The sequence below is a fragment of the Actinoplanes palleronii genome, from assembly GCF_016862315.1.
Lineage (GTDB): Bacteria > Actinomycetota > Actinomycetes > Mycobacteriales > Micromonosporaceae > Actinoplanes > Actinoplanes palleronii.
Genome location: NZ_BOMS01000060.1, coordinates 33176 through 50575, shown reverse-complemented (window position 1 = coordinate 50575; position 17400 = coordinate 33176). Strand labels below are relative to the sequence as shown.

Below are 17400 nucleotides of genomic sequence, written 5' to 3'. Positions count from 1 at the left end.
CTTTACGGCGCGGTCTCGCGGACGGTACGCAGCGCGGCGGTGAAGGCCGGCAGCGCCGCGCCGAGACCGGCGAAGAACGCCTGATCACACGCCTCCACCGCGACCACGGCCCGGTTGGCCAGCGCCCGGCCGTCCTCCGTGACGGCCACCGCCCGGGCCCGCCCGTCGTCGGGGTGCGGAGGCCGGTGCACCAGACCCCGGCCCTCCAGTGCCCGCAGCACCTGGGAGGTCATCATCGGGTCGGTGGCGGCCATCCCGGCCAGCGTCTTCTGGGTGACCGGCCCGGCATGACCGAGATAGGTCAGCGTGGCCAGCAGGACGAACTGGACGTGGGTGATGTCGAACGGCTTGAGCGCGGTCCGCTGCGCGGCCTGCCACCGGTTGGTGACCTGCCACATCAGCAGACCCGTGCTGTCGTCGGCGCCGTCGTGCCGGGTGGCCAGGCTCATGCCGGGACACCCGGGGCCTGCATGGCCGAGCGGATCACGTCGAAGTCCTGCCCGGTCAGCGGGACCAGGCCCCGGCGCAGCTGATAACCCCAGTTCGGCTCGCCGGTGAGGTCGAGCCGCAGACTCTTGATCGGCGTCTCGATCGCGCCGGGCAGGTAGTCGACCCGGCGCCGCCACGGGTGGAAGTCACCCTCGTCGGCCTGCCAGATCTCGTCGTCGGCGACCCGGCCGATCGCGGTGCACGCCTGCAGCGGCTCGCCGTCGCGCAGGCTGGTCCGCGGCGAGTAGTAGACCAGCCAGTCACCGGCGGCGAGCCGGGCCAGGTTGGGGCGTTTGCCGTGGCCGAGCTGGGCGATCCCCCGCTCGGTGGCCCGCCGGACGTGGTCGCGGCACACCACACCGAGCCAGTGGTTCACGCCGTCACCCCCGCCGTGCGGGCGGCCTGCTCCAGCCGGGCGAGGTCGCCGGCCAGCCCGGCGGCGATGTCCTTGCCGAGCACCAGGTTCCAGAAGAAGGCGAGCGGGCCCTCGAGGGTGACCCGGACCGTGACCGTGTTACGCCCGTCGGCCGCGGTGCCGACCAGGTGGTGGAAGGTCAGCCGGGCGCCGGCGAGCAGGGAGACGTCGACGAACTCCCGGCCGGGGATCAGGGACGCGACGACGAACCGGGTCTTCGGACCACCCTTGGGCTTGAGCACGCCGGTCGCACCGGTCTGGAACGGGCCGTCGAGGCGGACCCAGTCGGTGTCGAGGTTCCACTCCGGCCAGGTGGCCATGTCGGCCCAGCGCTCGAAGAACGCGGCGGCGGGGACGTCGGTGGTGACCTCTGCGGTGGCGATCGTCTTCATGCAATTAGTATGCGCGCTTAGTATATGCCCGTCAAGCCGCCCCCGGAAAAGCAGGAAGCCGGGGAGTGATCTCCCCGGCTTCCCTCCAGCTCAGCGCCGGCCGCGCCTGGCCCGCACGTAGTCGTCGATCACGTAGCGGCCCAGCTCGTCGGCGTCCGGGCTGAACACCCGGCCGCCGTTGCGCCGGGCCACCCCGGCCACGAACCGCTGCAGGCCCGGGTCGTCGCCGAGCATGAACACGTTGAGCGTCGCGCCGTACCGGGTGAGCTGGTCCACCTCGTGCACGGTGGCCTCGACGGTCTCCGGCAGCGGTGGCCACCAGAACACCGCCTCGCCGTCGTCCTCCAGGTGCGCGGTCGGCTCGCCGTCCGTGACCACCAGCACCACCGGCTCGGCGCCCGGGTGCCGCCGCAGGTGCCGGCCGGCCAGTTTCAGGGCGTGCTGCAGGTTCGTGCCCTTCTCCATGGTCGGCTCGGTCCCGGCCAGCTCGCCCTGGGACAGCGACACGGCGTACTTGCCGAAGCCGATGATCTGCAGGGCGTCCTGCGGGTACTTCGTGGCGACCAGCTGGGACAGGGCCAGGGCGGTCTGTTTCATCGGGCCCCAGCGGCCGTCGGCGTACATCGAGTAGGACAGGTCGACGCAGAGCGCGACCACCGCCGAGGACCGGCGCTCGGTCTCGGCGACCTCGAAGTCGTCCGGCTCCAGGCGTACCGGAAGCGTCGCGACGTCGCGGGAGGCGGCCCGGCGCCGGACCGCGTTCCCGATCGTGCGCACCACGTCCAGCGGCTGGTCGTCGCCGAACTCCCAGCGCCGCGACGAGCCGATCAGGTCACCGGCCGCGCCGGCGTCCCGCATGTCGTGCTCGCCGCGTTTGCCACCGACGTCCTGGAAGATCTTCGACAGCGCGGTCTGGCCGAGCCGGCGCAGCGCCTTCGGCGACAGGGTGAGCCCGTCGCCGTCGCGTTCCACCCAGCCCTGCTTGCGCAGCTCGCGCTCCAGCTCCCGCAGCCGCCGCACGTCGTCGGCGGCGGCCCGGCCGAGCTGGCGCTCCACCGCGTCGACGTCGACGTCGTCCAGGGTCGCGCCCGGGTGCTCCTGACCGAGCTGGTCGAGCAGTTCGTCCAGGTCGGCGATCTCGCCCAGCGCGGCGGCGGCGTCGCCGTAGCCCAGGTCCTCGCTCCCCCGCATCCGCTCGCCGCGGCCCCAGTTCAGGCCGGGCCGCAGCGCCCGCAGGTTGTCGGACATCTCGGCGAGCTGACCGCGCAGCGGCCCGTCGCCGAGCGCCTGGTCCATCAGGCTCTGCAGCTCCTCGCGCTGCTGCGGGCTGAGCGAGCGCATCAGCCGCTCGGCCGCGGCGGCCTGCCGGGCGAGGGAGTCGATCAGCTCGTCGACGTTCTGCGGGTCGTCCGGGAAGAACTGGCCGTGCTTCGCCATGAACTCGCGGAACGCGTCGGTGGTGTCCTCGCCACGGGCGTGCTTGGCGAGCAGGTCGTTGAGGTCACCCACCATCGCCGAGACGTCCGCGAAGTCGCCGTTCTGCAGGGCCTGGCGCATCCCGGCGAACCGCTGCTCGACGATCTCCTGTCGCAGTCCGTCGAGGATCTGCTGGTAGATCGCCTTCGCCTCGGGTGACGCCCACTGGTAGTCGGACAGTTCCGAGACCGCCTGCGAGGTGGACCGGGGAAGGTTGTCCAGGACCGCCTCGTTGAAGCGGGCGTCCATGTCGTCCCGGGCGCGCAGCGTGTCCCGCTCCGCGGCCAGGGCCTGGTCGAGCATCTGCCGGGCCCGGGTGACCGCGCCGTCCAGGTTGCCCCGGCGCAGCGCGTCACGCCGCATCCGCCGGGCCCGGTCGCGCAGCTCGTCCAGGCCACGGCCCTCGCGGGGGCCGCGCCGGATCAGGTCGCGCAGCGCGTCGCGCAGGTTGTCACCCCGCAGGACCCGCTCGCCCATCTCGTCGACCGCGGCGCGCACGTCGTACGGCGGGGCGAGCGGATCGGGCCCGTCCCGCCACGCGCCGTAGCGGAAAACATTGCCGGCCACGATCAGCTCCCGTACAGGGTGCGGCCGTCGTCGGTCATTTCCTTGGCCAGCCGCCGGGTCAGGTGCAGCCCCTCCAGGACGAACTCGATCCCGGACGCCGCCTGCCCCGGGCTCGGCGCGTCACCGAGCCCCAGCCGGTCGAGCACCTTGGCCAGGCCCGGCACGGTCGGGATCTGCGCCAGCAGGTCGGCCGCGCTGACCAGGTCACCGGTCTGGATGATCGCGCCCTCGGCGACCAGGTCGGTGAACCCGGACAGGTCGAGGCCGGCCAGCCGGTCCCGGAACGTCTCCGCGGTGGCCACCCGCAGCAGGTGCCCGAGGATCTCGGTCTCCCGGCCCTCCTCACCGCTCTCGAACTCGACCTTGCCGCGCAGCGTCGAGGTCACCGACACGGTGTCGCAGATCCGGGCCACCGCCTCGCGCTCGCCGCGCAGCCCGGACCGGCGCAGCGCGGACGCCGCCACGGTCTCCGCCGCGGCGATCGAGAACCGGGCCGAGACGCCGGAGCGGGCGTCCACCGACGACGACTCGCGGACCGCCCGGGTGTACCGGGCCAGCACGTCGATCAGGTGATCCGGAACGGACGCGACCAGTGCCGCCTCCTGCCGGATCAGCGCGGTCTCCAGCTCCAGGTCGACCGGGTAGTGGGTGCGGATCTCCGCGCCGAACCGGTCCTTGAGCGGGGTGATGATCCGGCCCCGGTTGGTGTAGTCCTCCGGGTTGGCCGACGCGACCAGCAGCAGGTCGAGCGGCAGCCGCAGCTTGTAGCCGCGGACCTGGATGTCGCGCTCCTCGAGCACGTTGAGCAGCGACACCTGGATGCGCTCGGCCAGGTCGGGCAGCTCGTTGACCGCGAAGATGCCCCGGTTGGTGCGCGGCACCAGACCGAAGTGGATGGTGTCCGGGTCACCCAGGGCCCGGCCCTCGGCCACCTTGATCGGGTCGACGTCGCCGATCAGGTCGCCGACGCTGGTGTCCGGGGTGGCCAGCTTCTCGCCGTACCGCTCGGAGCGGTGCAGCCAGGAGATCGGCAGCAGGTCACCGGCCTCGGCGGCCAGCCGGCGACTGGCCGGGGTGAGCGGATGATACGGGTGTTCGTGCAGCTCGGAGCCGGTGATGACGGGCGTCCACTCGTCCAGCAGCCCGGCCAGGGCCCGGATCAGGCGGGTCTTGCCCTGGCCCCGTTCGCCGAGCAGGACCATGTCGTGGCCGGCGAGCAGCGCCCGCTCGACCTCGGGGAGCACGGTGTCGTCGTAACCGACGATGCCGGGGAAACGCGGCTCGCCGGAGCGGAGCCGGTGGAGCAGGTTGTCGCGCAGCTCTTCCTTGACGGTGCGGAACTCGTGCCCGGTGGCACGCAGCTCGCCCAGCGTGCGCGGCAGGTCGGCGGGAGGTTCAGAAGTGGTCGTGGTCAGCCCCTCAGTCACCGCAGGAACGCTACTCCGGAGACCGGACAACGACGACTGTGATCGGCAACGCGGCCAGGGCCGCGAGATTGGCTCTGTGCCGAGGCGGCGGCAGCGGCGCACGCTTTCCCCATGATTGATCGGTACGCGGCATTCACCGAAGACCCGGCCGGCGGCAACCCGGCCGGCGTGGTCCTGGACGCCTCCGCCCTCGACGACTCCCGGATGCTGGAGATCGCCGCTGAGCTGGGCTATTCCGAGACCGCGTTCATCACCGAGCAGGCCGGTGACCGGTACCGGGTGCGGTACTTCAGCCCGCTCACCGAGATCCCGTTCTGCGGCCACGCGACGGTGGCCACCGCGGTCGCGCTCGGCCCCGGCGACCACGTGTTCGTGACGAACGTGGGCGACGTGCCGGTGACCGTCGACACCACCGGGGTCGCCACGCTGACCAGCGTCGCCACCCGGGTCGCGCCGCTGGCCGACGCGGACCTGGCCGCGCTGCTCGGCACGCTGCGCTGGCCGGCCGCGGACCTCGACCCGGCCCTGCCGCCACGGGTCGCGTACGCCGGCGCCCACCACCCGATCATCGCGGTGACCAGCCGGGCCCGCCTCGCCGGCCTGGACTACGACGTGCCGGCCATGACGGCGCTGATGACCGAGCGCGGCTGGACCACGATCCAGCTGGTGTTCCGCGCCGGCGAGACGTCCTTCGACGTCCGCGACCCGTTCCCGATCGGCGGGGTCTACGAGGACCCGGCGACCGGCGCGGCAGCCGCGGCGTTCGGCGGGTACCTGCGGGAGCTGGGCCTCGTCGGCGACGACGCGACCCTGGACCTGCGCCAGGGCGACGACCTGGGCCGCCCGAGCCGGATCACCGTGCGGCTGGTCCCGGGCGAGCCCGGTGTCCGGGTCAGCGGAACGGCCGTGCCGATCGTCTAGTGGCTGAGCACCATTCCCGCTTCGTAGCGGTTCCAGGTGCCCTTGCCCTGGTGCTTCGAGGTGTACATGGCGATGTCCGCGTCGTGCAGCAGCGACCGGACGTCGTCGTCACCCTCACCCACGCAGGCGATGCCGATGCTGGCGTTGGCCCGCACCGCCGTCTCCCCCACCTCGATCGGGTCACCCATCGACCGCAGGATCCGCTGCGCGGTCTGCTCGGCGTCGCGGACCGTGCAGTCGCGCAGCAGCACCGCGAACTCGTCGCCGCCCAGCCGCGCGACCAGGTCACCGGAGCGCACCGACTGGCGCAGCTTCTCGGCCACCCCGGCGAGCAGCAGGTCACCGGCGCCGTGGCCGTGCGTGTCGTTCACCGCCTTGAACCCGTCCAGGTCGACGAGCACCAGCGCGACGGTGCCGGGCGCGGCGCCGTCCAGCGCCGTGGTGGTCTCCTCGCGGAAGTGCGCGCGGTTCGCCAGCCCGGTCAGCTCGTCGTAGAGCGCCTGGTGGCTCAGCCGTTCCTGGTGCTCCCGCAACTGGTCGATCAGGCTGGTGTTGTCGTGGAACGCGGCCAGCTGCCGGGCCACCACCAGCGCCACGATGATCCCGAGACCGGTGACCACGCCCCACAGCCGGGTGTCGAGCCCGTTCGGCAACACCACCAGCATGGTCACGAAGACCACCAGGATCGATCCGTACGGAAGCAGGCTGTAGGGCCGCCGCCGCCGCGAGCCGAACGCGGTCTCGTCGAACCGCGCGAGGATCTCCTGGTTGCGCGGCCCCATCGCGATCAGCAGCGACGGGAGCAGCCGGATCACGTAGACGTGCGGCGGGAACGAGTCGTGCGCGCCGGGCGGGGCCACGAACAGCCCGACGGCGTTGACCACCGCCGCGACGATCATCGGGGTGGCGGCCGCCTTGTGCATCGGCGCGTTCCCGCTGAGGATCAGTTTCACCGCGGCGAACGCGGAGGTCAGCACGACGGCGCCGGCCGCGAGCGAACCGACCAGGCTGGCGTTCTTGTCCTGGTGGTCCGGGCTGACCGCGAAGCACCAGGCCACCACGGCGCCACCGACCATCACGGTCGCCGAGTCCAGCCAGAACGCCAGCGACTCCCGGGCGGTGCGCCCGGGCAGCGGGTGGATCAGCATGCCCACGATGATCAGGCCGAGGCCGACCGCGAAGCAGGTGGACTGGATGTCGCCGCCGGCCGTGGACCACTGGTCCTGCCGGATCAGCGCGAACCCGGTCTGCACCACGTCACCGCAGAAGAACAACGAGGCGCCGATGGTCTGCAGGCGCCAGTAGCGGCGGATCGGCCCGGTCGCGATCTGGTAGACCCGCCAGGACGAGTAGACGAGCAGCAGGTCCAGCGGGGGCTGGAACAGCCAGAAGACCCGGACCTGGGAGTTCGGCTCGCCGCCGAAGGTGAACAGCAGCACGGCGCCGAGCGCGGTCCACGCGATCGCGGTGAGCATGACCGGGTCACGGCGGAGCGCCGCTCGGCGTACCGAACGATCTGGCCTTACCCTGCGTCCCTGCCTCGTCACGGGAGGTGCATCGACAGATGGACGCCCGTTCTGAAGGTTTAGCGGCGCACTGCATAGGATGGCTGACTGATGAGCGCCACACTGATCGCCCGGGAACTCGCCGCTGGGCACGGCGACCGCAGCCTTTTCACCGGACTCGACCTGGTGGTCGCCCCCGGTGACGTGATCGGGCTGGTCGGTGTCAACGGGGCGGGCAAGACCACCCTGTTGCGTACGCTGGCCGGTCTGCTGCCCGCGGAGAGCGGCGGTGTCGCGCTCAGCCCGCCCACCGCCAACGTCGGCTACCTCCCGCAGGAACGCGAACGCCGCGCCGGGGAGTCCGTGCGGGACTTCCTGGCCCGGCGCACCGGCGTCGCCGCCGCCCAGCAGGCCATGGACACCGCCGCCGACGACCTGGCCACCGGAGCGGCCGGCGCCGACGACCGGTACGCCGTGGCCCTCGAACGCTGGCTCGACCTCGGCGGCGCCGACCTGGACGAGCGCGCCGAGGCCACCGCCGCCGAACTCGGCCTGACCGTCGCCCTCGAACACCCGATGACCGCGCTCTCCGGCGGCCAGGCGGCCCGGGCCGGCATGGCGTCGCTGCTGCTCAGCCGCTACGACATCTACCTGCTCGACGAGCCGACGAACGACCTCGACCTGGACGGCCTGGCCCGGCTGGAGCGCTTCGTCGGCGGCCTGCGCGCCGGTGTGGTGGTGGTCAGCCACGACCGCGAGTTCCTCACCCGCACGGTCACCAAGATCCTCGAGCTGGACCTGCACCAGCAGCGGATCCAGCTCTTCGGCGGCGGCTACGCGGCCTATCTCGAGGAGCGCGAGCGGGCCCGCACGCACGCCCGCGAGGAGTTCGAGGAGTACGCCGGCAAGAAGGACGACCTGCTCGAACGAGCCCGGATGCAGCGCGGCTGGATGGAGAAGGGCGTGCGCAACGCCCGCCGCAAGTCCACCGACAACGACAAGATCGGCCGGAACCTGCGCGGCGAGACCAGCGAGAAGCAGGCCGCCAAGGCCCGGCAGACCGAGAAGATGATCGAACGGCTGGACGTGGTCGAGGAGCCCCGCAAGGAGTGGGAGCTGCGGATGGAGATCGCCACGGCGCCCCGGGCCGGCGCGGTGGTGGCGACCCTGCGCGACGCCGTCGTCGAGCGCGGCGGGTTCACCCTCGGCCCGGTCACCCTGCAGATCGACTGGGCCGACCGGGTCGCGATCACCGGCGCGAACGGCTCCGGCAAGTCCACGCTGCTGGCGGCCCTGCTCGGCCGGCTCCCGCTGACCTCCGGCGCGGCCGCTCTCGGCTCCGGCGTCGTGGTCGGCGAGGTCGACCAGGCCCGCGGGTTGTTCCTCGGCGACGAGCCGCTGTCGCTCGCGTTCGGTGCCGCGGTCCCCGACCTCAGCGACGCCGACGTCCGCACCCTGCTGGCCAAGTTCGGTCTCCGCTCGGCCCACGTGATCCGCCCGGCCGCCACCCTGTCCCCCGGCGAACGCACCCGCGCGGCCCTGGCCCTGCTCCAGGCCCGCGGCGTGAACCTGCTGGTCCTCGACGAGCCCACCAACCACCTGGACCTGGCGGCGATCGAGCAGCTGGAGTCGGCCCTGTCCACCTACACCGGCACCCTGCTGCTGGTCACCCACGACCGCCGCATGCTCGAGGCCGTCACCACCACCCGCCACTTCGACCTCACCGCCGGCACAGTCACCAGCTGACCCGCTACCGGCTGGTTGTCAGGGGTGCCTCACCACCCTCGAGACACCCCTGACGACCAGCCCGGGGCCCGGGCCGCGCCCCGGTCCAGACCCCGGCCGCTCCGTGTCCGTACCGGAAAAGGGTTGGGCGGAAGCGGACCGCCTGCGCTGAGCCGGGCCGCGGCCTAGGTTGGCACGGTGAGCACGATCATCAGCTTCTACGCCGCCTCGGACGACGCGGCCGCGGCCCTCGGGCCCGGCGACGACGCCCTCGAGTACGGCAACTTCGACATCTTCGCGTCGCTCGAGGAGTGGGAGGGGCTGCTGCTCGGCAGCGACCTCGACGCGGTCGCCGGAGCAGAGGACCTCGGCGACGAGGACGGCCCGGTCGTGCTCCGCCTCTCGGCGGAGCTGACCGCCGCCCTCGCCGGCGCGGATGCCGCCGCGCTCGCCGACCTGGCCGAGCGCTGGCTCGCGCTGCGGGCCGCGGATGATGAGGACATCGACCCCGAGCTGGCCGAGGAGATGCTCACCGAGGTCGCCGCTCTGGCCAGGCCGGGCACGCCGGTCTACTGCGAGGTCGCCTGAACCGACCCGGGCTGGTGCCCCGAGCTGCCCGGGTCCGGCTGCCAGGCGGGCGGTGGGGGCCACCCGTCACGGCCCCGGCTGGCTCTCAGCGCCGTCATCCACCCGCCACAAGGGCCCCCACGACCAGCCGCGCGGGGTCAGCTGGCTCTGGCGGCCCTCAAGCACGCGATAATGGCCCGGGACGTGGCTCGTAGCCTACGGACGTGCGCTCAAAGGTTTCAGGCTGCCGGGGCGGCGTAGCCGGCGCTGAGTGGGCTCTCGTTCCCGGACCGGTCCACCGCGCTCAAGCAGTACGTGGCGTTCGCCGCCGGATGCGGATCGGTGATCTCCGCGCCGGCCCGCCCGGTGGACACCAGCGTCGCCGGCCCGCCGGTGGTCCGGTACAGCGCCCAGTTCGTCGACGCGAGCCCGGCAGCGGTCAGCACCAGCTGACCGGACGTGCCCCGCAACCCCGCGGTGAGCTGCGGCGTGGGCGGAGCGGGCGCCACCCGCCGGTCCATCCGGGGCGGCAGCGCCGGCGACGCGTAGTACGCCTTGCGGTACCGGCTGATCGCCCCGCGCTTGTCGTCCCGCACCGACGCCGCGCTGAAGTGCACCTCACCCTGCACGCCGTACTTCCGGTTCAGGGCCATCTGCCGGTCGAGCGCGGCCGGATCGCTCCAGTCGCCCTTCTCACCCACCCGGTAGTCACCCATGCCGATGTAGAGCTGCACCTTGGTGCCCTTGACCGTCTGCACCCACCACGGCAGCGCCTTGGCGTAGTCGGCCTTGGAGAAGCCGATCGTCCAGTACAGCTGCGGCACGATGTAGTCCAGCCAGCCCTCCCGCACCCAGGTGCGGGTGTCGGCGTAGATGGCGTCGTAGCTCTCCAGCCCGTTGGTCGCCGACCCGCCGGCGTCCGAGGACTTGTTGCGCCAGATCCCGAACGGGCTGATCCCGAAGCTCACCCACGGCTTCAGCGCCTGCAACCGCTCGTGCATCTCCCGGACCAGCACGTTCACGTTGTCCCGGCGCCAGTCGCCCTTCGACTTGCCGGCGCCGTACTTGGCGAAGCTGGCCTTGTCCGGGAAGTCCTGGCCCTCCTCCGGGTACGGGTAGAAGAAGTCGTCGAAGTGCACGCCGTCGACGTCGTACTTCTGCACCGCCTCCAGCATCGAGTCCTCGACGAACTTGCGTGCCGCCGGGATGCCCGGGTCGAAGTAGAGCCGGCCCTGCTCGCTCTTGGCCGGGTAGGCGATCCGCCACTCCGGGTGCAGCCGCAGCGGGTGGTTCGGCGCGAGCTTCTTCAGATCGGTCCCCGCGCCGCTGGGCGCCGGCTGGGTGCCCCGGTACGGGTTGAACCACGCGTGGAACTCCAGCCCCCGGGCGTGCGCCTCGGCGACCATGAACTCCATCGGGTCCCAGCCGGGTGACTTCCCGTCGAGCCGGCCGGTGAGCCAGTTCGACCACGGCGCGTACGCCGACGGCCAGAACGCGTCACCGCTCGGCCGCACGTGCACGAAGATCGCGTTGTGGTTCTGCGCGACCGCGAGGTCGAGCCACTTCAGGTACTCCGCCTTGACCTGGGCCTCGCCGAGCCCCTGCTTGCTGGGGAAGTCGATGTTGTAGACCGTGGTCAGCCACATCCCGCGCAGCTCCCGGGTGGCGGTGGCCGGCTGCCCGGCGCACTGCCCGGTGGTGCCGGCCGGGATGACCTGGCCGGCGGCCTGCGGCGTCGTACCCGCCGCGCCGGCGGCGGGCTCGGTGTAGAACGCGGCACGCACCAGCCCCGCGCCGACGGCCAGCGCGGCGACCAGCACCACCGAGAGCAGGAGTCCCAGACGCAGCCGTTGAGCGGCCGTCACAGCACCGACCGGTACACGTTCAGGGTGTCCTCGGCGATCCGCGCCCAGCTGAAGTGTTCCACCGCCCGGCGACGCCCGGCCTTGCCCATCTGCTCGGCGAGCTGCGGGTCGCGCAGGACCTTGGTGAGGGTGGCGGCCAGGTCGGCGACGAACTTCTCCGGGTGCACCGGGGTGCCGGTGCCGTCCTCGACCTGCTCGATCGGGACCAGCAGGCCGGTCTCGCCGTCCGCGACCACCTCGGGGATGCCGCCGGTGGCGGTGGCGACGACAGCGGTCTCGCAGGCCATCGCCTCCAGGTTGACGATGCCCATCGGCTCGTAGACGGACGGGCAGACGAACACCGTGGCGTGCGTGAGCACCTGGATGACCTCGTGCTTGGGCAGCATCTCGGAGACCCAGACGACGCCGTCCGGGTCCCGGGCGGCGCGCAGGTCGGCGGCGAGCGCGGCGACCTCGGCGGCGATCTCCGGGGTGTCCGGCGCGCCGGCCAGCAGGATGATCTGGGTGTCGGCGGGCAGGTCGTGGCAGGCCCGCATCAGGTACGGCAGGCCCTTCTGCCGGGTGATCCGCCCGACGAAGACCACGCTGGGCCGGTTGCGGTCGATGCCGAGCCGGTCGACGACATCCGTCCCGTGATCGGGGGCGTACAACGCCGTGTCGATGCCGTTGTAGACCACGTGGATCCGGTCCGGGTGCACCGACGGGTACGCCTTGAGCACGTCGCGCCGCATCCCGCCGGAGACCGCGATGATCGCGTCGGCGTGCTCGATCGCGGTCCGCTCGCAGAACGACGACAGCGCGTACCCACCGCCGAGCTGCTCGGCCTTCCACGGCCGCAACGGCTCCAGGCTGTGCGTGGTCACCACGTGCGGCACGCCGTGCAGCAGTTTCGCGGTGTGCCCGGCGAAGTTCGCGTACCAGGTGTGGCTGTGCACCACGCTCGCGCCCTCGCAGCCGGACGCCATCGCCAGGTTCACCCCCATGGTGCGCAGCGCGGCGTTCGCCCCGGCCAGCTCGGCCGGTTCCGGGTACGCCGTCACGCCCTCCTCGGTGCGCGGCGCGCCGAAGCAGTGCACCCGCACGTCGGTGAGCCGTCGCAGATCCCTGGCGAGGTATTCCAGGTGCACCCCGGCGCCGCCGTACACCTCCGGCGGGTATTCACGGGTGAGCAGGTCCACACGGAGACTCGAAGCGTCGGCCACGCCACGCAGGATAGCCCGCAACCCGGGCGAGCGCCCTCTGCTACCCGGCCGCAACCGCTCCCGGCTGTGATGGAGCGGTGCAGAACCGGAGCAGGATCGCGACGTGGCAGTACGCCCTGGTGATCGGCGCGCTGGCCGTCACGGCCACCCAGCTCACCGCGGGCACCGCCGGCGGACCGGTCTTCTTCGCGATCCAGATCACCGGGATAGCGGTCACCCTGCGGGCGCTGACCCGCCCGGCACCCGGCGCCCGGCTCGGCTGGTGGCTGCTCACCGCGTCCCGCGCCGCCGGGGTGCTGGCGGCGGCGTTCTGGACGCTGGGCCCGATCGCACCGGCGAACACCCCGTCCGGGATGTCACTGGTCCCGCTGTACGTCTTCGCCGCCGCCGCGGCCCTGCTGCTGACCCGCCGCCGCCGGTCCGGCAGCCTGGCCGAGCTGGGCGTCGAGGCCGGCTCGGTGGTCGTCGGCCTGGGCATGGTGGCCTGGTCCTTCGTCGTGCTGCCGTACCTCGGCGACCCCGGCTACCAGCAGGTCGACAAGGTCATGGCGGCGTTCTACGGCCTGCTCGACATGATCCTGCTGGCCACCACCCTGCGGAGCCTGACCACCCGGCGCACCTCGGCCCGGCTGCTCGGCGCGTCCGGCGCGAGCCTGCTCGGCGGCCACCTGCTGTACGCGGCCACCAACGGCACCGGCACCGCCCCGTTCCTGCCCGGCGGCGGCTCCTACCTGTTCATCCAGTTCGCCGGGGTGCTGGCCACCGCGGCCGCGCTGCACCCCGGCGCGGCCGCCCTCGGCGCCGTCGAGACCACCACCGGCCGCCCGCTCAGCCGGGGCAAGCTGGCCGGGATCGTCGCCACCGCGGTGCTCTGCCCGCTGCTGCCGATCGCCGGCGGCCTGATCAGCCGGGACGGGACGGCCGCGGCGACGATCGTGCCGGCGCTGCTCGTCTCGGCGCTGTGCGGGCTGCTGCTGGTCCGGATCTCGCTGCTGGCCCGGATCGCCCAGCGGCACGCGCGCAGCTCCGACGACCGCGCCGCCGACCTGCGGACCGCGATAGACGAGCAGGCCGCGTTGCAGCGGCGGCTGCAGTACCGGGCCGGGCACGACGCGCTGACCGGGCTGGCGAACCGGGACCTGTTCTTCGAGCAGCTGGCCCACCCGGCCGTCCGGGACCGGCCGCACAGCCTGCTGCTCTGCTCGCTGGACGGCTTCAAGGAGGTCAACGACGCGTACGGGCATCCGGTCGGCGACGAGGTGCTGCGTCAGCTGGCCGGCCGGCTGCTGCTGTTCGCGCCGGAGGCGGTGCTGGTGGCGCGGCTGGGCGGGGACGAGTTCGGCCTGCTGCTGACCGATCCGGGTCAGGGCGCCGAGCTTGCCGCGCGGGTGCTGGAGACCATCGCGGGCGTGCCGGTCACCGTGGACGACCGCCGGATCCACCTGACCGCCAGCGCCGGGCTGGCCGAGGCCGTACCGGGAAATTCGCCCACGGCCGTGCTCGGTGACGCGGACCTCGCGCTGCGGGCGGCCAAACAGGCGGGCGGAGCCTGCCTGGCACGGTTCGACGAGACGCTGCGCGCCGAGCAGAACGAGCGGGCCCGGATCGCCGCCGGGCTGCGCCGGGCCCTCGCCGACGGCTCGTTGTTCCTGCACTACCAGCCGGTGGTGGACCCGATGACCGGCCGGATGACCGGCGCCGAGGCGCTGATGCGCTGGCGGCACGACGGTGAGCTGATCCCTCCGGTGGTGTTCATCCCGGTCGCCGAGCAGACCGGCCTGATCGGTCAGCTCGGCGTCCTGGCGCTGCGCGAGGCCTGCGCCCGGGCGGCCGGCTGGTACCGCCGGGACGGCGTCTACGTGACCGTGAACGTCTCCACCTACCAGCTGCGCGACCCGGGCTTCGCCGACACCGTGCTGGGCATCCTGGCCGAGACCGGGATGCCGCCGGCCGGGCTGGTCCTGGAGATCACCGAGTCGGTGCTGATCGACGCCGCGGACACCCCGGTGCTCGGCCGGTTGCGCGAGCACGGTGTCCGGATCGCGATCGACGACTTCGGGACCGGCTACTCCTCGCTGGCCTATCTGCACGAGCTGCCGGTGGACATTCTCAAGATCGACCGTTCGTTCATCAGCCGGCACCAAGATCCGCCGTCGCCGCGGGAAATCAGTTTCACCCGGGCCATCCTCGACCTGGCGCACAGCCGGGACCTGGTCACCGTTGCCGAGGGTGTGGAGACGGAAGCGCAGGCCAGGCTGCTGCGGGAGCTCCGCTGCGACCTCGTGCAGGGCTATCATTTCGGGCGTCCGGCGGCCCCTGAGGTGATCGAAACCTTGCTCCGGGAGAGCAGCGCCACGGCAGCTTGACCAAAGTTCGTGACCCTTTGGGTGGCGAACGGCAGGCCGGGATATTAGCGTCCTTGCCATGGCTGTCAAGGTGCTTGCGATCGTTCTGGCTGGTGGAGAAGGCAAGCGCCTGATGCCCCTCACGGCGGACCGGGCCAAACCCGGTGTTCCGTTCGGTGGTATCTACCGCATGATCGATTTCGTCCTGTCCAATCTCGCGAACGCGGGCTACCTCAAGATCGTCGTGCTGACCCAGTACAAGTCGCACTCACTGGACCGGCACATCTCCAAGACCTGGCGGATGTCCACGCTGCTGGGCAACTACGTCACCCCGGTACCGGCGCAGCAGCGGCTCGGCCCGCGCTGGTTCGCCGGCTCGGCCGATGCCATTTACCAGAGCCTCAACCTGATCAATGACGAGTCGCCGGACTACGTCATCGTCTTCGGTGCCGACCACATCTACCGCATGGACCCGAAGCAGATGGTCAACGACCACATCGCCTCGGGCGCCGCGGTCACCGTGGCCGGCATCCGCCAGCCGCTGAGCATGGCCGACCAGTTCGGCGTGATCGACGTCGGCGCGGACGGCAAGAAGATCAGCGCCTTCCGGGAGAAGCCCCGCGACGCGCAGGGCCTGCCCGACTCCCCGGACGAGGTCTACGCCTCGATGGGCAACTACGTCTTCACCGCCCGGGCGCTCTGCGAGGCGGTCACCGCCGACGCGCAGAACCCGGACAGCAAGCACGACATGGGCGGCAACATCATCCCGATGCTGGTCGAGCGCGGCGAGGCGAACGTCTACGACTTCCGCGACAACGACGTCCCCGGCAGCACCGAGCGCGACCTCGGCTACTGGCGGGACGTGGGGACGCTGGACTCGTTCTACGAGGCCCACATGGACCTGATCGCCACCCTGCCGATCTTCAACCTCTACAACCACGAGTGGCCGATCTTCACCAACTACGGTTCGTGGCCGCCGGCGAAGTTCGTCCACGGCTACGACGACCGCCAGGGCCGCGCCATCGAGTCGATGATCTCCCCCGGCGTGGTGGTCTCCGGCGCCCTGGTCGAACGCTCGATCATCTCGCCGAACGTCCGGGTGAACTCCTGGGCGCACGTCGAGGGCTCGGTCCTGATGGAGGGCGTCTCGGTCGGCCGCCGCTCGGTGATCCGCAACGCCATCATCGACAAGAACGTGATCATCCCGGAGGGCGCCCAGATCGGCGTCGACCTGGACCGCGACCGCAAGCTCTACACGGTGAGCGACAGCGGCGTGGTCGTCATCGGCAAGGGCCAGAAGGTCGAACTCTAGACCCGATAAACCCCATATCGTACGAATACCGGGCGCCCGTCCGTAGGCTACAAGCCACGTCCCGTGGTGGTCTCGCGCACGACCGCGACCACCCCGGGCCACGGCGCGCCCCCGGGTCCTGGCTGGTTCGCAGGGGTTCCTCCGGTGCCCGGAGACACCCCTGCGGGCCAGCCACCGGTCAGGCCCGGCCGCGCAGCGTCGCGGACGGCGGGACGCCGAACCGCTCGCGATAGGCGCCGGCGAAGCGCCCCAGATGGGTGAACCCCCACCGGTACGCCACCTCGCTCACGCTGACACCGCCCGGGTCGGTCCGGGACAGCTCGGCGTGCACCCCGTCCAGGCGCAACCGCCGCAGATACGTCATCGGCGACATCCCGACGTGCTGCCGGAACCCGTCCTGCAGCACCCGGATCCCGACTCCGGCGACGCTGGCCAGGTCCCGTGTCGTGTACGACCGCCACGGCTCGGCGTGCATCACGTCCAGCGCCCGCTTCACCGTCCGCGGCCGGTACGGCCCCTGCAGCCCGGCCGGCTCCTCGCCGTACGGATGCTCGACGGTCAGCGCCAGCCCGCTCACCACCATGTCCCGCCAGCGCGCCGCCATCCGTGGCTGGCTGGCCAGCCCGTCCGGCCCGCGCAGCTCGGCGAGCAGCAACCGGACCAGCGCCACCCAGGTCCGGCCCGGGCCGTCGGCCACGTCGAAGCTGGCGCCCAGCGGCAACGGCGAGACCACCCGCTGATCCAGGGCGGCGTCGAGTTCCCGTTCCAGGGCGATGCGTTCCACCTTGACGCTGAGCAGCCGGCAGGTGCCGGGCCACTCCAGCTCGATGTCACCGGTCGGCCGGTAGACCACGGCCCGGGTCGGATCGGCGAGCACCACCGTGCCCCGGTGCCGGGACCGCAGCATCCCGGTCAGCGGCGCCAGCACGTGGTAGGCCGTCTCCAGACCACCGGAGGAGATCCTGATGTCGGTGCCGTAGCCGACCTCGCCGACCGTGATCGGCCCGAGCTCGACGACGTCCGCGCGGAAATCGAACCGGCCGGGGTCACCGACCGGTTCGATCCGCAGTGGGTCGTAGTACAGCTTGCGACAGAAGGCGCGGGCCTCCTCCACGTCGGTGGTGCGCAGTTCGACGTGGACGGGCACGTCCGCACCCGGCGTGCCGGGGCCACGAACAGAACCGCCTGTCAT

General features: G+C 72.1%; 14 protein-coding genes. 5 read left to right on the top strand and 9 right to left on the bottom strand.

From position 1 onward, the window contains the following. Positions 1–2 precede the first annotated feature (2 nt). The 5 genes from Apa02nite_RS22485 to Apa02nite_RS22465 all read right to left on the bottom strand — a co-directional run bounded on the left by Apa02nite_RS22485 (position 3) and on the right by Apa02nite_RS22465 (position 4766). Entirely contained in the window at positions 3–449 is a 447-nt protein-coding gene (locus tag Apa02nite_RS22485; RefSeq protein WP_067688229.1) for a MarR family winged helix-turn-helix transcriptional regulator, read from the bottom strand. Beyond that, positions 446–865 (bottom strand): EVE domain-containing protein, encoded by a 420-nt coding sequence (locus tag Apa02nite_RS22480; protein ID WP_203826739.1) that lies wholly within the window; start codon positions 863–865, stop codon positions 446–448. Before Apa02nite_RS22480 ends, Apa02nite_RS22485 begins: the two co-directional genes overlap by 4 nt. Further along, entirely contained in the window at positions 862–1296 is a 435-nt protein-coding gene (locus Apa02nite_RS22475; protein ID WP_203826738.1) for an SRPBCC family protein, read from the bottom strand. The genes Apa02nite_RS22480 and Apa02nite_RS22475 overlap by 4 nt, the downstream gene beginning before the upstream one ends. A 90-nt stretch (positions 1297–1386) precedes the next feature. Beyond that, the gene (locus tag Apa02nite_RS22470; protein ID WP_203826737.1) at positions 1387–3339 is read right to left on the bottom strand and encodes a vWA domain-containing protein; all 1953 of its coding nucleotides are present in this window, start codon (positions 3337–3339) and stop codon (positions 1387–1389) included. A gap of 2 nt (positions 3340–3341) precedes the next feature. After that, the gene (locus Apa02nite_RS22465) at positions 3342–4766 is read right to left on the bottom strand and encodes a sigma 54-interacting transcriptional regulator (protein WP_067688217.1); all 1425 of its coding nucleotides are present in this window, start codon (positions 4764–4766) and stop codon (positions 3342–3344) included. 111 nt (positions 4767–4877) lie between these two features. Here Apa02nite_RS22465 and Apa02nite_RS22460 point away from each other — a divergent pair, with 111 nt between their 5' ends. Further along, entirely contained in the window at positions 4878–5687 is an 810-nt protein-coding gene (locus Apa02nite_RS22460; RefSeq protein ID WP_203826736.1) for a PhzF family phenazine biosynthesis protein, read from the top strand. Here the strand turns inward: Apa02nite_RS22460 and Apa02nite_RS22455 are convergent. Then, positions 5684–7162 (bottom strand): GGDEF domain-containing protein, encoded by a 1479-nt coding sequence (locus Apa02nite_RS22455; protein ID WP_203826735.1) that lies wholly within the window; start codon positions 7160–7162, stop codon positions 5684–5686. The two genes, Apa02nite_RS22460 and Apa02nite_RS22455, sit on opposite strands and share 4 nt — an antisense overlap. 141 nt (positions 7163–7303) lie before the next feature. Between Apa02nite_RS22455 and Apa02nite_RS22450 the strand changes: the two genes are divergently transcribed. Then, positions 7304–8938: an ABC-F family ATP-binding cassette domain-containing protein gene (locus Apa02nite_RS22450; protein WP_203826734.1), complete on the top strand. Its 1635-nt coding sequence runs from the start codon at positions 7304–7306 to the stop codon at positions 8936–8938. A gap of 177 nt (positions 8939–9115) precedes the next feature. Next, positions 9116–9505, top strand: coding sequence for a hypothetical protein (locus Apa02nite_RS22445; RefSeq protein WP_203826733.1), 390 nt, complete (start codon positions 9116–9118; stop codon positions 9503–9505). A gap of 218 nt (positions 9506–9723) precedes the next feature. Here the strand turns inward: Apa02nite_RS22445 and Apa02nite_RS22440 are convergent, their stop codons facing one another. Together Apa02nite_RS22440 and glgA are read right to left on the bottom strand one after the other, a co-directional pair. Further along, complete coding sequence (locus Apa02nite_RS22440; RefSeq protein WP_203826732.1) at positions 9724–11349, bottom strand: glycoside hydrolase family 10-like protein; 1626 nt, start codon at positions 11347–11349, stop codon at positions 9724–9726. Then, on the bottom strand, positions 11346–12551 hold the full coding sequence (glgA, locus tag Apa02nite_RS22435) for a glycogen synthase (RefSeq protein ID WP_203826731.1): 1206 nt from the start codon (positions 12549–12551) through the stop codon (positions 11346–11348). Before glgA ends, Apa02nite_RS22440 begins: the two co-directional genes overlap by 4 nt. A 77-nt stretch (positions 12552–12628) precedes the next feature. Between glgA and Apa02nite_RS22430 the strand changes: the two genes are divergently transcribed. Both Apa02nite_RS22430 and glgC read left to right on the top strand, forming a co-directional pair. After that, positions 12629–14917, top strand: a complete 2289-nt coding sequence (locus tag Apa02nite_RS22430; protein WP_203826730.1) for a putative bifunctional diguanylate cyclase/phosphodiesterase — start codon at positions 12629–12631, stop codon at positions 14915–14917. 58 nt (positions 14918–14975) lie between these two features. Beyond that, complete coding sequence (gene glgC / locus Apa02nite_RS22425) at positions 14976–16208, top strand: glucose-1-phosphate adenylyltransferase (RefSeq protein WP_067688193.1); 1233 nt, start codon at positions 14976–14978, stop codon at positions 16206–16208. 178 nt (positions 16209–16386) lie between these two features. Here glgC and Apa02nite_RS22420 read toward each other — a convergent pair whose 3' ends face one another. Next, positions 16387–17400, bottom strand: coding sequence for an AraC family transcriptional regulator (locus Apa02nite_RS22420; RefSeq protein WP_203826729.1), 1014 nt, complete (start codon positions 17398–17400; stop codon positions 16387–16389).

Excerpts from the sequence above, each read along its gene's own strand:
- Apa02nite_RS22475 (WP_203826738.1), bottom strand. The coding sequence starts at position 1,296 with ATGAAGACGATCGCCACCGCAGAGGTCACCACCGACGTCCCCGCCGCC.
- Apa02nite_RS22420 (WP_203826729.1), bottom strand. The coding sequence starts at position 17,400 with ATGACAGGCGGTTCTGTTCGTGGCCCCGGCACGCCGGGTGCGGACGTG.
- Apa02nite_RS22485 (WP_067688229.1), bottom strand. The coding sequence starts at position 449 with ATGAGCCTGGCCACCCGGCACGACGGCGCCGACGACAGCACGGGTCTG.
- glgC (WP_067688193.1), top strand. The coding sequence starts at position 14,976 with ATGGCTGTCAAGGTGCTTGCGATCGTTCTGGCTGGTGGAGAAGGCAAG.
- Apa02nite_RS22450 (WP_203826734.1), top strand. The coding sequence starts at position 7,304 with ATGAGCGCCACACTGATCGCCCGGGAACTCGCCGCTGGGCACGGCGAC.
- Apa02nite_RS22455 (WP_203826735.1), bottom strand. The coding sequence starts at position 7,162 with ATGCTCACCGCGATCGCGTGGACCGCGCTCGGCGCCGTGCTGCTGTTC.
- Apa02nite_RS22460 (WP_203826736.1), top strand. The coding sequence starts at position 4,878 with ATGATTGATCGGTACGCGGCATTCACCGAAGACCCGGCCGGCGGCAAC.